Below are 14,162 nucleotides of genomic sequence, written 5' to 3' on the forward strand. Positions count from 1 at the left end.
GGGCTTCACAGTCGGCTTTCCAGCAAACGACCGCCGGAAGCGATCAACTCGCCGCCGCGATAGACCTGCCGCACTGGCCGCGACACCACGGCTTCACCCAGGGTTTGTACTGGCATCAACAAGAAGTCGGCCCGCTGCCCGATCTCCAGCCCGTAATCGTCACAGCCCAGCGCTTGGGCTCCATTCACTGTGGCGGCGGCAAACGCCGCTGCCAGTTCCTCGTCCTTGTTCATGTCAAAGCGGAACGCCAGCAGCATTGCCCGTTCCAGCATGTCACCGTTGCCCATGGGCGACCAGGCGTCACGAATACCGTCCGAACCCAGGCACACGTTGACTCCGGCTTCGCGCAACGCGAGGTACGGCGGCACCGCGCAATCGGCCGGGGCCGAGCTCATCAGCGAAATGCCCAACCTGGCCAGGCGATCAGCCACCGGCCGGACCTGACTCCAGGGCAACATGCCCAGGCAATAGGCGTGGCTGATCATCACCCGGCCCTGACGCCCGAAGCGTTCGGTGTAATCGGCGATGAGCGCGATCTGCCACAGGCCCAGTTCACCTTTGTCATGCAGGTGAATGTCGACGCCCCGGTCGAATTCGCTGGCCAGCTTGAACACGAAGTCGAGTTGGGCCACGGGGTCATTATCGATACCGCAGGGGTCGAGGCCGCCGACGTTCTCCACACCCAGTGCCATGGCTTCGCGCATCAGTTCGGCGGTACCGGGGCGGCTGATCAGGCCGGTTTGCGGGAATACCACCAGTTGCAGGTCAATCAGGTCGCGGTAGCGTTCGCGCAGTTGTTGCATGGCTTCAACATGACGCAGGCCGAAATCCGGGTCGATGTCTACGTGGCAGCGCATGGTCAGCGACCCACGGGCAATGCAGTTTTCAAGCAGCGCACCGGCGCGTTCGGCGATGGAGCTCTGGACTTCGCGCAGTACACGGCGTTCGTTGGCGATGTAATCCTTGAGCGTCGGCCCGGCGCTATTCGGGTGCCAGGGCTGGCCCCAGAGGGTTTTGTCGAGATGAACGTGGCTTTCGACCAGGGCCGGCGTGAGGAGCTGGTCTTGGCCGTCAATGTCGGTAGCCGTCGGCGCTGCGTTAGACGCGGGGCGTCGTTGTTTGAACAGGCCGTTGTCCACAAGCAGGTCTTGTGCAGCAAGTCCGTAGGGCCGCACGTTGCGCAGCCAGCGGGGTTGGGTCATGGCAAACCTCTTGGAATTCTAGGGTGTTTGACCGGGCCTCTTCGCCAGCAAGCCGCTGCCACAATACTCGCGGTCTGGCTGGCGAAGGCGGCTCCTTAGCGCTGGATCAGCCCTTGAGCTTTGACCAGATCCGGTCTTGCAGCTCACGCGCCTTGTTGCTGCATTCCTTTTCAGGCCGCAGGCGTGAGGCGAACTCTTCGGGCATATTGATTGCGTCCATCACGCGCCATTTCGCGTCGATCAGGTTTTCGCTTTGAATGCCGTTGTCATAGGCGATGGCGTTGGACACGGCAGCGGCGTTTTCCGGTTTCATCATCCAGTCGATGAAGATCTTGGCGTTGCCGGGGTGAGGCGCGCTTTTTGGCACGGCGAAGTTGTCCTGGAACATCGCCAGGCCTTCACGGGGGTACACGTACTTGATGCTGCTTTTTTGCAACGTGGCGCGGGCGGTTGAGCCGTTCCAGTTTTGCATCATGATCACTTCACCGGAGGCCATGCGGTCGACGGTGTTGTCCGAGCTGTACATCTTCAAGAACGGTTTTTGTTTTTGCAGCAACTCAAGGATGCGCTTGGCATCCTGTGGATTTTCGGTGCACTCGTCGACGTTCAGGTAGTGGCTGGCGGCGTTGATCACGCTGCTGGAGGTATCGAGTGCGGCGAGTTGGCCCTGGAGCTCCTTGCGCGGTTCGAAGAATTCCTTCCACGAGTCGTCCAGCTTGCCGCCGGGGACCCGCGCGCTGTCATAAGAAAACCCCGTGGTGCCCCACAAGTAAGGCGCTGAGAACTTGCGCCCGGGATCGAAGCTCGGGTCGCGGAAAGCCGGTTTAACGTACTGGAAGTTGGGCAGGGTCGGCGTGTCGATTTCCAGGAGCAAGTCCTGGTTGATCAGGGTGCGCATGATCGATTGCGATGGCACGATCACGTCATAGGCCGCGCCACCGGCCTGCAACTTGGCCAGCAGGGTTTCGTTGCTGTCGTAGCCGTCCATGGTGACTTTGATGCCGGTTTCTTTTTCGAATTTGGCCAGCAGGTCTACCGGGTAGTAATCGGTCCAGTTGTAGAAAAACAATTCCTTGGGTTCGGCAGCCTGCGCAGCAAGTGCGGTGAAGCAACTGAGGGCCAGACCGGCGACGCCGTAACCGATATGTTTCAATTTCATGCTTTTTTTAATCATGACAGCAGGCTCCAGACTCATTGTTGTTTGCCGCGTTGTCCCAGCCAGAAGGCCAGCACCACCAGCACGATGGAAATCACCAGCATCAGGGTCGAGATTGCGTTGATCTCAGGCGTCACGCCGGCCTTGATCGCGGAGAAGATGTACACCGGCAAGGTCGTCGAGCCAGGCCCTGCCACGAAGAACGTCATGATGAAATCGTCGAGGCTGACCACGAATGCCAGTACCGACCCGGACAACACCGCCGGCCACAGCAGCGGCAAGGTCACCCGGCGAAACACCTGCCACGGGTTGGCGTACAAGTCGTTGGCCGCTTCCAGCAGGCTTTTGTCCAGGTCATTCAAGCGAGCGCGAATCGGCAGGTAGGCGAAAGGAATGCAGAAGCCGATGTGCGCCACGATCACCGTCAACAGACCGAGCTTGATCCCCAGCGCCATGAACAGCAGCAACGTGGCGACCGCGGTAACGATCTCCGGCAGGATCAGCGGCAGGTTGATCCCGCCCTCGACCACTTTCTGCCCGTAGAACGGCCGATACGTCGCCAGCGCGGCGAGCAGCGCAATGGTCGTGGCGCAGACCGTGGCAATACTCGCCACGATGATCGAGTTCAATGCCGCGGTCTGAATCGAAGGGTTGGCCAGAATCCGTCCGTACCAAGCGAACGAAAACTCGGTCCAGACCGTTGCGGAGCGGTTGGCATTGAAGCTGTAGGCGATCAGCACAAAGATCGGCACGTACAGGTACGCGAGAATCAGCAGGCTGACTTCGCGGGTCAACGGCAGTTTTTTCAGGTGCAGGGCGATCATACGGAGGCTCCCCGACGAAGAGTTTGGGCGGTTCTGCGGGTATAGAGGGCGTAAAGCATCAACGACAGGAGCAGAATCCCGAGCAACAGGAACGACAGTGAGCTGCCCAGCGGCCAGTTGCGCGCGGTGCCGAACTGTTGCTGGATCAGGTTGCCAATCATCAACGTCTTGCCACCACCGAGAATCGCCGGGGTGATGAAGGCGCCGAGGCTCGGCACAAACACCAGTAGCGCGCCAGCAATCACGCCGGGCATCGACAGCGGCAGAATGATCCGCGTCAGCGCGTGCCAGCGGTTGGCTCCGAGGTCGTACGCCGCTTCCACCAGGCGCCAGTCGAGTTTTTCCAGGGTCGAGTAGATCGGCAAAATCATGAACGGCAGAAAGCTGTAGACCAGCCCTACACTCACGGCAAAGTCGTTGTAGAGGAGGGTGATGCCGCCCGCCTGGGGGAACAGGGCGTTGAGACTTTGGGCGACCCACCCGTGCTCGCGCAGAATGATCAGCCACGCGTAGTTGCGGATCAGCAGGTTGGTCCAGAACGGGATGGTGATCAGCAAGACCATGAGGTTGCGCCGACGCGGAGTCAGGCTGGACATCCACAGCGCCACCGGGAAGCCGAACAGAAAACACAACAACGTGGTGCCGCCGGCCTGGAACACCGAGCGCAGCAGCGCCTGGGCGTACACCCAGTTGAGCTCCATTTCACCGTCGAAACCTTCCTGGAAAAACAGCTGCACATAGCTTTGCAATTGCCAGTTGGCCTGCCAGTCGACGCCACCGTACACGTTGCGCGGCAGCAAGCTGATGTAGCCCATGATGCCGAGTGGAATGGCGATCAGCGCCAGTAAAGTCAGAACCACCGGGCTGAGCAACAGGGCGCGGCTGATAGCGGGGGAAGTGCTGCTGACGCTCATCTCAGGCCTCCATCAACAGGCAGGCATGGGGCGGCAAGTTGACCGCAACGCGATCACCGACCACACGACCGCGGTTCAGGCCTTCATTGTTTTCGCGCAGCATGACCTTGATGTCGTTATTCAACCGGCACTGATAAAGCGTTGCGGTGCCTATATACAGCACCGCTTCGATCACGCCGCGCAAATGATGGGGCTGCCCCGGCTCGACCAGCTGCGAGCGCTCCGGGCGGAAAGCCAGTTGCACGTTAGTGCCATTGAAGCCTTGGGCCGGGCAGGGGATTTCCACCGGCATGCCGTTGGGCACAAAGAGGTTTTGGTTGTGCTGGCCGCGTTTCAGATGGCCGGGAAGGAAGTTGATGTCACCGATAAACTGGGCAACGAACTGGTGCTGCGGCCGCTCGTAAATGTCATTGGGCGTACCGATCTGCAGAATCTTGCCTGCGGACATCACGGCAATCCGGTCAGACAAGGTCAGGGCTTCTTCCTGGTCGTGGGTCACGAAGATAAAAGTGATCCCGGCTTCCTTTTGCACGCGCTTGAGTTCGACCTGCATCTCTTTGCGCAGCTTGAGGTCCAGTGCCGACAACGGTTCGTCCAGCAGCAGTACTTTGGGTTTGGGGGCCAGGGCCCGGGCAAGGGCGACCCGCTGCTGCTGACCGCCGGACAACTCGGCAGGTTTACGCTTGGCCAGATGCTGCATTTGTACCAGCGCGAGCATCTCATCCACACGCTTGGGAACGAGTTTATGATCGAGACCCAGCATCTCGAGGCCGAAGGCTATATTCTGCGCGACACTCATGTGGGGAAACAGCGCGTAGCTCTGGAAGACGGTATTGACCCGACGCTTGAACGGCGGCAAGTCATTGACCGGTTCGCCCGCGAGACGAATCTCGCCGTCGCTGACATGTTCGAAACCGGCGATGGTGCGCAGCAAGGTGGTTTTGCCGCAGCCGGAAGGGCCCAGCAGGGTAAAGAACTCGTTGTCGGCAATGTCGACTGAAACGTTGTCGAGGGCTGGAGCCAGCCCCGGATCGTCGGAATACCGTTTTGAGACGTTACGCACTTCAATTGCGACTGGATGACCCATAATGGTGCATTCCTCTAATTATTGTATGCAATGTCTGGATGCAATCTAGAGATAACCGGATTAATCTGCCCGTGCAACCCCCTTTTTTTAAGGCTGTTCATCGCCTGGGGCCGGTTGTTTTGCGCTAAAGGAGTGTTGAAATGACCGAGAAGAAACTCGAAACAACGGTCGACCGCGTCTATCAAGGGGTTTACGAGGCGATCAGCAAGCGTTCGCTAAGACCGGGAATGAAGTTGGGAGAGGCGTCGTTGGCCGAACTTTTTAACGTGAGCCGAACGTCGGTTCGTGCTGCACTCAAGCAATTGGAGGCCGATGGACTGGTCACCACAGAGCCCAATAAAGGTGCATCCGTATCGCTACCGAGTGACGAGGAGATTCGATCGCTGTTTGAAACCCGGCGTCTGGTCGAGATCGGTATCGTCAGTGAACTCTGTCGCCGACGCGATACTGCGGTAACCCGCGACTTGCGCGATCACCTGCTGCTCGAAGACGAAGCGCACCGTAACGGCGACCATGAACGGCTGATTCATTTACTCGGCGAGTTCCACATCAAACTTGCGCGAAGCCTGAACAACCCGGTGTTGCTGGACTGGTTCCAGAAGCTGATTTCCCGCGCCTCGCTGTATGCTGCGGCGCTCGATGATGACAGCCACGAAGCCTGTCGCGACGATGAGCATTTGCGCCTGATCGAGTACATCGAGGCCGGCAACCAGAGCGCTGCAATCGAGCTGACATGCATTCATCTAAATGGCATCGAGAAGGCGATTCTCGACGTCGCGGCCACGCTGAAAACGGACTACCACCCGCTTAAACACCTGATATCACTGTAAGGGAAAGCGTGCTCCCCCTTCACCGAACCCAATCCTTGGGCAACTTTGCCAAGGATTTTCAGTGTGCCTGCCGTTTTTCGATCAGCGTTTTTAATCCGATCTATAGTCTCTGTTCCTGAAAATGCTTACGGAACGCTCGCTATGAGGCATAAATCTGCAACGGCTTGTTCGCGCTTTACACCCAGTCATCGTGTTGAGCTTGAAGCCCATGACCTGTGCACCTGTAGCTCGCCGGACATACAGGATTTTCACGCCAGGATGATGCTCGATCTGTCTCGACGTGATGTCTATAGCGGGATCAGGCCCAAAGGCGCACCGCTGTCAGAAGTGCGCACCTCAAGTACTTCAGGGCAGGGCACGAACGCTGAGTCCAGCGTGAGCACTGTATTGCTAAAGAATCTTCGTTTATTCAACGGTAGCGTTGTGCTTGACGATAACGTCTGCATCCTGATCAAGGCTGGCGTGATCGACTCACTGCTACCAGCCAATACGGATGTCGAAGGGGCCGTGGTTATCGATTGCGGGCGAAGGGTGGTGATGCCGGGACTGATTGATGCCCATTGGCACACTACGTTGGCGGGCATCACGCAACTTGACGCGATGAGTGCAGACCCGGGATATATCCATTTAGTCGCCGCCCGCGAAGCAGAAAGCACCTTGATGCGCGGCTTTACGACGGTGCGCGATCCTGGTGGACCTTCGTTTGCCTTGAAGCGTGCAATTGATGAGGGCGTTATCCCGGGGCCACGTATTTATCCATCCGGCGCCATGATTTCACAGACTTCGGGCCACGGTGATTTCAGGATGCGATCCGAGATCCCCCGCAGCTCTCTCAGACCACTGAGCGTTACCGAACAACTGGGTGCTGCCGCCATCGCCGATGGCGATGCCGAAGTGCTCAGGCGCGCAAGAGAGCAGCTCATGCTCGGGGCCTCACAGTTAAAACTGATGGCCGGAGGCGGAGTGGCCTCTACTTATGATCATCTTGATAGCACCCAGTTTCTGGAGTCAGAATTAAGAATGGCGGTTGAAGCCGCTGCTGATTGGGGCACCTATGTCATGGTGCATGCGTACACGCCCAGAAGTATTCAGCGCGCCATTCGAGCCGGCGTGAAATCAATCGAACACGGGCAACTGGCGGATGAAGAAACCGTGCGCATGATGGCCGACAACGATATCTGGTGGAGCCTTCAGCCTTTTCTGCAGGATGAAGATGCCAATGTTTATCCTGATCCTGTACGCCGAGAGCGTCAGCGCGTGGTGGCCGAGGGCACCGCGAAAGCCTATGAGTTTGCGCAGCGCTTCAATATAAAAACCGCTTGGGGGACTGATATTTTATTCAATCCGCTAAAGACACCGACTCAGGGAAGACAACTGGCGAAGTTGACCCGGTTTTACGCCGCGCACGATGTTGCGAACATGGCGACAAAGATCAATGGAGAGCTTTTGGGGCTGTCGGGAGCGCGCAACCCTTATCCCGGTAAAGTGGGCCGGATAGAGGCCGGTGCATTGGCAGATCTGCTGGTTGTCGAAGGCGACCCCACGGTAAGCCTCGCATTTCTGGAGGACCCCGAGATCAATATCAGCATGATCATGAAAGGCGGGAAAATCTATAAACAGAACTTCTAGTCCTCAGCAGGACCATGCACAAAGCCACTGAAAAGCATGGGCATATTTAATTTCCGAATACCTGCCGCGCTGACCATACTGGCTCTTCATGGGATGGAGAAGAGGGCGTGACATGGGTTCCCGGATGCTTAAATACGGCCTGTTGACGGTCGCACTGTTGATGACTGGAGTGGTGATGGCAAATGACAAGACACTGCTCACCGCCGTGAGGGACGGTGAATTGGCCGGGGTGCAGCAACTGATCGCTGAAGGGGCGAAGCTCGACGAACGTACGATCGATGGCAGCAGTGCGCTCCTGCTTGCAACCCGTGCGAACCGGATAGACATTGCCAAGGCATTGATCGAAGCCGGTGCCAACGTTAACCAGAAAAATCTGATTCAGGACAGCCCCTATCTGTTGGCGGGTGCAAGCGGGCGTAATGAAATCCTTAAGCTTGCCCTGGCCCATGGTGCCGATCTGAAAAGCACCAACCGCTATGGCGGCACGGCCTTGATCCCGGCGTGCGAGCGCGGCCATGTTGAGACCGTGCGCCTGCTGATCGCGGCAGGGGTTGATATCAACCACGTGAATCGACTGGGCTGGACCTGTTTGATGGAGGCCATCGTGCTTTCTGATGGTGGGCCTGCGCATCAAGATATTGTCAGCCAACTGATCGAGGCCGGCGCAGACCTGAACCTGCCGGATGACAAGGGCGTGAGCCCGTTGCAACACGCGCAAAAACGCGGTCAGACCGCAATTGCGCAATTGCTGCTGGACGCGGGCGCGCACTGATTCAGTGTCGAGGATCACACGCTGAACAGCTGCGCACTCATGAAGTCGATGAACACCCGCAGCTTCGGAGCGCGATACTTGCTCGATGGCCACAGCATGCGGAAGGTACCCTGATGCTGGTTGAAGTCGTCCAGCACCGTTACCAGCTCACCGGCAGCAATGGCATCACGGACCATAAAGTCCGGCAGACAGGCGATGCCAAGGCCATCGCGGGCCACGTGAAGGAGGGCCTCGGTGGTGCTGCATACCATCGTGGCCAAGAGGACGGGCTCTGCCTCGCCTGTCTGCTTGCGCAAAGGCCACGACTCTAACTTGCCGGAACTCGGGAACTTGTGTTGCAAGCCCGCATGGCCCGTCAGGTCGGCGGGCACGCGCGGAGTGCCGCGCGCAGCAAGATACCCGGGCGAGGCCACTAGCAGCAGCTTGTAGGTACCCAGTGCGCGGGACATCAACCGGGAATCAGTCGGTTCTCCAGTACGAATGACGGCATCGAATCCGTCCTCGATGACATCGACCAGCCGATCCGAGAAATCCACATCCAGTTCAATGGCGGGGTAGCGGTGCATGAAGGCCGTGAGCGCCGGCATAACCAGGCTGCTGACCAGCGGCATGCTCACCCGCAGTTTGCCTTGGGGGGCCTGGCGGGTTTCCGACAGTTCCAGTTGCGCCGCCTCAACTTCGCAGAGGATGCGCCGGCAACGCTCCAAAAACAGCGTGCCCTCGGCGGTCAGCGTGATACTGCGCGTACTGCGGTGGAGCAGGCGCACACCCAGCCGCTCCTCGAGCCGTGCCACGCTTTTGCCCACGGCGGATGACGAGACCCCAAGCACGCGCCCGGCTTGCGAAAAGCTACGGTCTTGTGCCGCCTGGACGAAGAACGCGATGCCGCTGAGTGAGTCCATGTTTGTCCACTATAAGAAAATTTGTCCGATATGTTCGGAACCTTAGCTTATTTTTCTTAAGCGAGCCCGCACTTACTCTGGCGTCTTCACATGACTCTTTGCGGATGTCCCCCCCATGACACATACCCTGACCGCCACTCGCAGTCCCACCGGACGTGACTGGCTGCTACTGCTTGCCGCCTGCCTGACCGGCATCCTGATCCCGCTGTGCTTCACCGGTCCGGCCGTGGTGCTGCCGTCCATCAGCCAGGAACTGGGCGGCACGGCGGTGCAACTGAACTGGGTAGTCAACGGCTACATCCTGACCTACGGCAGCGCCATGATGGCGGCCGGCAGCCTGACCGACACCTATGGTCGCAAGCGCGTGTGGCTGGTCGGCCTTGCGCTATTCGTGTTGATGACATTCATGATCTCGCTGGCACCGACGGTTGGCTGGATCGACGGGTTGCGTCTGGCCCAAGGGCTGGGGGGCGCAGCCGCCTTTGCGGGGGCCATGTCTTCGCTGGCACAGACCTTCCACGGCCCCATCCGCACACGTGTATTCAGCCTGCTCGGCACCACCTTTGGTATCGGTCTGGCTTTCGGCCCCCTGGCGGCAGGCTGGCTGGTGGAGGTGGCGGACTGGCGTTGGGTTTTTCTGGCGACAGCGCTGATCGGTGTGGCCGGTTTCCTGCTGGTATGGATCAGCGCCACGGAGTCCAAAGACCCGGAGTCCAGCGGACTGGACTGGCCCGGTGCCCTTAGTTTCACCGCCGCGCTGAGCGTGTTCACTTACGCCATCCTGCTGGCACCGGAAGAGGGCTGGCACAGCGCGTGGGTGCTTGGCATGCTGTTGACTTCAGTCGTGTTGTTCATCGTATTCGTCCGCATCGAACGCCGCGTCGCGCGCCCGATGCTCGACCTGTCGTTATTCGACAGCGGGCGCTTCGTCGGCGTGCAGGTGTTGGCCGCATCTCCGGCCTTCTACTTTGTGACATTGATCGTGATGCTGCCGGGGCGGTTCATCGGCATTGACGGATTGAGCGCATTGGAAGCAGGCCAAATGATGATCGCCCTGGCTGCGCCGCTGTTGGTCGTGCCGTTCGTTGCCGCGTTGCTGTCGCGCTGGTTCACCTGCGGGGTGCTGTCCGGCATCGGGCTGATGGTGGTGGCGGTCGCACTGGTGTGGTTGGGCCAGGTAGTGTCAGGCGGGGCAGGCCCTGCGCTGGTAGCGCCGCTGGTGATGATCGGCGCAGGCATTGGCCTGCCTTGGGGGCTGATGGATGGCATGGCCGTGAGCGTGACGCCCACAGAACGAGCAGGCATGGCGACCGGCATCTTCAACTGCGTGCGTGTTTCAGCCGACGGTTTGGCTATCGCGGTGGCAGGCGCGCTGCTGGCGTTCTTGATTCAGGGCGGATTGCTCGGCACTCTGGCCGGGACTGATCCAGCCGTTGTCATCGAGGCCGCCAATCGCGCCGCGCTTGGCGATCTGGCCTATGCCAGCGCCCTCGTCAGCGGCGAGCGCGCCGTGCTGCTGGCGACCTACGATCAGGCATTGCGTTGGGTCTTGTACAGCCTGGCGGGTTCTTCGGCACTGACTGCGTTGCTTGTGTTCGCCTTACTGGGTAAATCCCGTGCGCATGAAGAAGTGCCCGCAGCGGTATGAACCCGAGGTAGCTCAGGACAGCAAAAAGCATGACAACCACGGCTTTCGTCGTAGCACGTATTCATAAACCGGTGGTCGTACATAGTCAGGACAGTGCATCCAGCATAAGCCCGAGGCAAATCTCGTTGCCAAAGGCCAAACCGCAGCAATGAGGGCTATGACATGAAAGTTTTGATGGTTCTGACGTCCCACGATCAACTGGGAGATACAGGCTTGAAAACAGGGTTCTGGCTTGAAGAGTTCGCAGCGCCTTACTACGTCTTCAAGGATGCAGGGGCCGAGGTGGTTTTGGCGTCGCCAGCAGGTGGTCAACCGCCTCTGGACCCAAAGAGTGAACTGACGGATTTCCAGACTGACATGACCCACCGTTTTAACGCTGATCCTGAGGCTCAGCGAGCTTTGGCGAGCACGGTCAAGCTGGATTCGGTCAGCAGCAAAGATTTTGACGCTGTGTTTTACCCTGGTGGGCATGGCCCTCTGTGGGATCTGGCCGAGTCCAGGACCTCTATCGAACTGATCCAGTCCTTCGAGCGATCTGGCAAACCCGTCAGTTTTGTCTGTCACGCGCCTGGGGTGCTGCGTCATGTGAAGGCCGCTGACGGTGCGCCGCTGATTAAAGACCGCCGAGTCACCGGCTTTACCAATGGTGAGGAAGCGGCAGTAGAGCTGACCGATGTCGTACCGTTCCTGATCGAGGATGAGTTCAAGCGTCTGGGTGGGTTTTATGAAAAAGGGCCAGACTGGGCACCCTTTGTCATCGAAGATGGCAAGCTGATCACGGGCCAGAACCCTGCGAGCTCTGAAGCCGTGGCCAAAGCACTTGTCGCCCAACTGAAGTAACCGCTTCAGGCGTCCGGGCGTGTTGAAACCCTCGGGCGCCCTGGGTGCCACCCCTCATTTGAGAGAGTCTTCATGATCACACTTCACCACCTCAACGCCTCCCGATCGCTGCGTATTCTTTGGCTACTAGAAGAAATCGGAGAGCCTTACACCCTGATTCGTTATCAGCGCGATCCGGCCACTCGTCTCGCCCCGGCCTCACTGAAAAACATTCATCCGTTGGGCAAGTCACCGGTGATTGAGCTGGACGGACAAGTGCTCGTTGAGTCCGGCGCCATCGTCGAATACCTGATCCGCCGGTTTGCGCCCCAGCTGGAACCCGCATTCAACTCACCGGATTACCTTCAGTACCTGCAATGGATTCACTTTGCGGAAAGTTCGGCGATGGTGCCTGTGCTTCTTAAGCTATTCACTCAATTCGAGATCAATGCCGGCACTCAACTGAAGTTCCTGGACGGCTATACCCAGACTGAGTTTGATAAGGTCCTGGGGTATCTGGACAGTGTGCTTGCGAACAGAACGTTCATCGTGGGAGACACATTGTCAGGGGCAGATTTCATGCTGGCTTTTGTTGCAATCACAGTCGTCGAGCAGATGAAGAGCGGGGCGCAGTACCCTCATCTGCAGGCTTACCTGCAACGTCTGGCGGAACTGGACAGCTGGAAGCGAGCATTGAAGCTGGAGAGTGAACTCGACGAATAGTTGAGTGGTGGCTGGTCATGTGGGAGCGGGCTGCTCGCGATGATCTTCCGAGCGCCGTATTTACCCAGTAAATACGCGTTATCGTAACGACCATTGCGAGCAAGCCCGCTCCCACAGAGTCAGAAATCGAACTTACCTGTAGCGCTCAAGCCAGTGAGCGTAGGGCGCGGGGAGTGTCCAGGAAGCCTTTTCAACGCCCAGCTCTTTGGCTGCAAAATACGGCCAGTGCGGATCCGCCAGGTGAGCCCGGCCCACAGATACCAGGTCCAGCTGACGAGATTCGACTGCAGCGTTTGCCAGTTGCGGAGTGCCGAAGCCCCATGCAGACGTCACTGGCAGACCCGACTCACGACGCACCCGCTCGGCGATCGGACCCAAGAAAGCGGGCCCCCATGGAATGTTGGTTTGCGGGATAGTGAAACCCACACTGACGCTCAGCAGGTCAAGCCCACCGTCCTTGAAGCGGCGCGCCAATTCGATGGATTCAGTCAGCGTTTGCTCATCGCGCCCATCGTACTCGATGACCCCGAAACGAGCAGTGAGTGGCAGATTCTCCGGCCACACCTCACGCACAGCTGCCAGAGTTTCAAGCAAGAAGCGGCTACGGTTTTCAAAGCTGCCACCGTAGGCATCGGTGCGCTGATTGGAATGCTCCGAGAAGAAGCTCTGGCCAAGATAACCGTGGGCGAAGTGCAGTTCGATCCATTCAAAACCGGCGTCACGGGCCCGGCGTGCAGCATCAACGAAGTCCTGGCGCACACGGGCAATGTCTTCCAGGGTCATTTCCCGGGGGACTTTCGGCAGATTGGCACCAAACGCGACAGGCGAGGGCGCAATGGTCTGCCAACCATTCGGATTACCCTCAGCGATGTGATCATCGCCTTCCCAGGGACGGTTAGCGCTGGCCTTGCGACCGGCGTGCGCAATCTGAATACCTGGCACAGAACCGGCATCCTTGATTGCTTTAACCATGGGCACGAAAGCCTGGGCATGGGCATCGCTCCAGATGCCGGCGCATCCTGGGGTGATACGCCCCTCAGGAGAAACGGCCGTCGCCTCAACGACAACCAGGCCAGCACCGCCCCTTGCCAAGCTGGCCAGGTGGACCAAGTGCCAATCGTTGACCATGCCGTTTTCTGCCATGTACTGACACATCGGCGGAATGGCGATACGGTTTCTTAAGGTGACGTCTTTTAAGGTGTACGGTTCGAACAGGGCAGACATGTGCAGGCTCCGGGAGATTGATTCGCTTGTTCGATAGTAATCGAAATATGGCATTCATTGAAAGCCTTGGTTATCATCGGCACATGCGTACCTTCAAACATCCTGTTCCCCCTGACTTCATTCTCGAGCGTTTGCTTTACGCCCTGAGCGACCCCGTCCGTTTCGAGATTGTCCGCTACCTTGCAGGCGTCACTGAAGCCTCGTGCGGCGAGCTGGACGGCGGTCGACCCAAGTCCAGCATGTCCCATCATTTCCGGGTCTTGCGTGACGCCGGGCTGGTTCATACGCGAAATGTGGGCACCACGCACATGAATTCACTGCGCTCCCAGGAGCTCAATCTGCGCTTTCCGGGCTTGCTTGACTGCATCTTGTCCCAGGCCTGAGTGCCAAACAGTGCGGCGAGGGCAGGGATCATTGTCACAATGATCCCGA

The 14,162-nt window shown here is 58.6% G+C and carries 14 protein-coding genes; 7 read left to right on the top strand and 7 right to left on the bottom strand.

Features of this window, described 5'->3' with window-relative positions; all coding sequences use genetic code 11:
• Positions 1–5: 5 nt before the first annotated feature.
• The 5 genes from RGV06_RS01830 to RGV06_RS01850 form a co-directional block, all read right to left on the bottom strand.
• Complete coding sequence (locus tag RGV06_RS01830; RefSeq protein ID WP_322149192.1) at positions 6–1,202, bottom strand: amidohydrolase family protein; 1,197 nt, start codon at positions 1,200–1,202, stop codon at positions 6–8.
• A gap of 106 nt (positions 1,203–1,308) precedes the next feature.
• On the bottom strand, positions 1,309–2,361 hold the full coding sequence (locus tag RGV06_RS01835) for an extracellular solute-binding protein (RefSeq protein ID WP_037031768.1): 1,053 nt from the start codon (positions 2,359–2,361) through the stop codon (positions 1,309–1,311).
• A 32-nt stretch (positions 2,362–2,393) separates the two neighbouring features.
• Positions 2,394–3,182 carry an ABC transporter permease gene (locus tag RGV06_RS01840; protein ID WP_019822500.1) on the bottom strand — a complete coding sequence of 263 codons (789 nt, stop codon included), beginning with the start codon at positions 3,180–3,182 and terminating at the stop codon, positions 2,394–2,396.
• The gene (locus RGV06_RS01845; RefSeq protein WP_322149193.1) at positions 3,179–4,096 is read right to left on the bottom strand and encodes an ABC transporter permease; all 918 of its coding nucleotides are present in this window, start codon (positions 4,094–4,096) and stop codon (positions 3,179–3,181) included. The genes RGV06_RS01840 and RGV06_RS01845 overlap by 4 nt, the downstream gene beginning before the upstream one ends.
• Before the next feature lies 1 nt (position 4,097).
• On the bottom strand, positions 4,098–5,183 hold the full coding sequence (locus RGV06_RS01850; protein ID WP_322149194.1) for an ABC transporter ATP-binding protein: 1,086 nt from the start codon (positions 5,181–5,183) through the stop codon (positions 4,098–4,100).
• A 140-nt stretch (positions 5,184–5,323) separates the two neighbouring features.
• Here RGV06_RS01850 and RGV06_RS01855 point away from each other — a divergent pair, with 140 nt between their 5' ends.
• The 3 genes from RGV06_RS01855 (at position 5,324) to RGV06_RS01865 (ending at position 8,414) form a co-directional block, all read left to right on the top strand.
• Positions 5,324–6,013 (top strand): GntR family transcriptional regulator, encoded by a 690-nt coding sequence (locus tag RGV06_RS01855; RefSeq protein ID WP_019822504.1) that lies wholly within the window; start codon positions 5,324–5,326, stop codon positions 6,011–6,013.
• A 258-nt stretch (positions 6,014–6,271) separates the two neighbouring features.
• Positions 6,272–7,642 (top strand): metal-dependent hydrolase family protein, encoded by a 1,371-nt coding sequence (locus RGV06_RS01860; protein WP_019822505.1) that lies wholly within the window; start codon positions 6,272–6,274, stop codon positions 7,640–7,642.
• Between the two features lie 112 nt (positions 7,643–7,754).
• Positions 7,755–8,414, top strand: coding sequence for an ankyrin repeat domain-containing protein (locus RGV06_RS01865; protein WP_416194541.1), 660 nt, complete (start codon positions 7,755–7,757; stop codon positions 8,412–8,414).
• 14 nt (positions 8,415–8,428) lie between these two features.
• On the opposite strand, the gene RGV06_RS01870 is transcribed toward RGV06_RS01865, so the two are convergent.
• Positions 8,429–9,316: a LysR family transcriptional regulator gene (locus tag RGV06_RS01870; protein ID WP_019822509.1), complete on the bottom strand. Its 888-nt coding sequence runs from the start codon at positions 9,314–9,316 to the stop codon at positions 8,429–8,431.
• A gap of 115 nt (positions 9,317–9,431) precedes the next feature.
• Between RGV06_RS01870 and RGV06_RS01875 the strand changes: the two genes are divergently transcribed.
• The 3 genes from RGV06_RS01875 (at position 9,432) to RGV06_RS01885 (ending at position 12,506) form a co-directional block, all read left to right on the top strand.
• Positions 9,432–10,964, top strand: a complete 1,533-nt coding sequence (locus RGV06_RS01875) for an MFS transporter (protein WP_322149195.1) — start codon at positions 9,432–9,434, stop codon at positions 10,962–10,964.
• A gap of 162 nt (positions 10,965–11,126) precedes the next feature.
• Positions 11,127–11,804, top strand: coding sequence for a type 1 glutamine amidotransferase domain-containing protein (locus RGV06_RS01880; RefSeq protein ID WP_322149196.1), 678 nt, complete (start codon positions 11,127–11,129; stop codon positions 11,802–11,804).
• A gap of 72 nt (positions 11,805–11,876) precedes the next feature.
• Positions 11,877–12,506: a glutathione S-transferase family protein gene (locus RGV06_RS01885; protein WP_046809624.1), complete on the top strand. Its 630-nt coding sequence runs from the start codon at positions 11,877–11,879 to the stop codon at positions 12,504–12,506.
• A 132-nt stretch (positions 12,507–12,638) separates the two neighbouring features.
• Here RGV06_RS01885 and RGV06_RS01890 read toward each other — a convergent pair whose 3' ends face one another.
• Positions 12,639–13,730, bottom strand: a complete 1,092-nt coding sequence (locus RGV06_RS01890; protein ID WP_019822517.1) for an NADH:flavin oxidoreductase/NADH oxidase — start codon at positions 13,728–13,730, stop codon at positions 12,639–12,641.
• 47 nt (positions 13,731–13,777) lie between these two features.
• Here RGV06_RS01890 and RGV06_RS01895 point away from each other — a divergent pair, with 47 nt between their 5' ends.
• Positions 13,778–14,113 (top strand): ArsR/SmtB family transcription factor, encoded by a 336-nt coding sequence (locus tag RGV06_RS01895; RefSeq protein WP_019822519.1) that lies wholly within the window; start codon positions 13,778–13,780, stop codon positions 14,111–14,113.
• Positions 14,114–14,162: the final 49 nt, after the last annotated feature.

The sequence above is a fragment of the Pseudomonas sp. CCI3.1 genome (assembly GCF_034313985.1).
Classification (GTDB): Bacteria; Pseudomonadota; Gammaproteobacteria; order Pseudomonadales; family Pseudomonadaceae; genus Aquipseudomonas; species Aquipseudomonas psychrophila.

Coding starts and splice junctions, on each gene's coding strand:
- RGV06_RS01895 (WP_019822519.1), top strand. CDS start 13,778: ATGGCATTCATTGAAAGCCTTGGTTATCATCGGCACATGCGTACCTTC.
- RGV06_RS01830 (WP_322149192.1), bottom strand. CDS start 1,202: ATGACCCAACCCCGCTGGCTGCGCAACGTGCGGCCCTACGGACTTGCT.
- RGV06_RS01870 (WP_019822509.1), bottom strand. CDS start 9,316: ATGGACTCACTCAGCGGCATCGCGTTCTTCGTCCAGGCGGCACAAGAC.
- RGV06_RS01840 (WP_019822500.1), bottom strand. CDS start 3,182: ATGATCGCCCTGCACCTGAAAAAACTGCCGTTGACCCGCGAAGTCAGC.
- RGV06_RS01835 (WP_037031768.1), bottom strand. CDS start 2,361: ATGAAATTGAAACATATCGGTTACGGCGTCGCCGGTCTGGCCCTCAGT.
- RGV06_RS01860 (WP_019822505.1), top strand. CDS start 6,272: ATGATGCTCGATCTGTCTCGACGTGATGTCTATAGCGGGATCAGGCCC.
- RGV06_RS01865 (WP_416194541.1), top strand. CDS start 7,755: ATGGGTTCCCGGATGCTTAAATACGGCCTGTTGACGGTCGCACTGTTG.
- RGV06_RS01875 (WP_322149195.1), top strand. CDS start 9,432: ATGACACATACCCTGACCGCCACTCGCAGTCCCACCGGACGTGACTGG.
- RGV06_RS01850 (WP_322149194.1), bottom strand. CDS start 5,183: ATGGGTCATCCAGTCGCAATTGAAGTGCGTAACGTCTCAAAACGGTAT.
- RGV06_RS01845 (WP_322149193.1), bottom strand. CDS start 4,096: ATGAGCGTCAGCAGCACTTCCCCCGCTATCAGCCGCGCCCTGTTGCTC.
- RGV06_RS01890 (WP_019822517.1), bottom strand. CDS start 13,730: ATGTCTGCCCTGTTCGAACCGTACACCTTAAAAGACGTCACCTTAAGA.
- RGV06_RS01885 (WP_046809624.1), top strand. CDS start 11,877: ATGATCACACTTCACCACCTCAACGCCTCCCGATCGCTGCGTATTCTT.
- RGV06_RS01880 (WP_322149196.1), top strand. CDS start 11,127: ATGAAAGTTTTGATGGTTCTGACGTCCCACGATCAACTGGGAGATACA.
- RGV06_RS01855 (WP_019822504.1), top strand. CDS start 5,324: ATGACCGAGAAGAAACTCGAAACAACGGTCGACCGCGTCTATCAAGGG.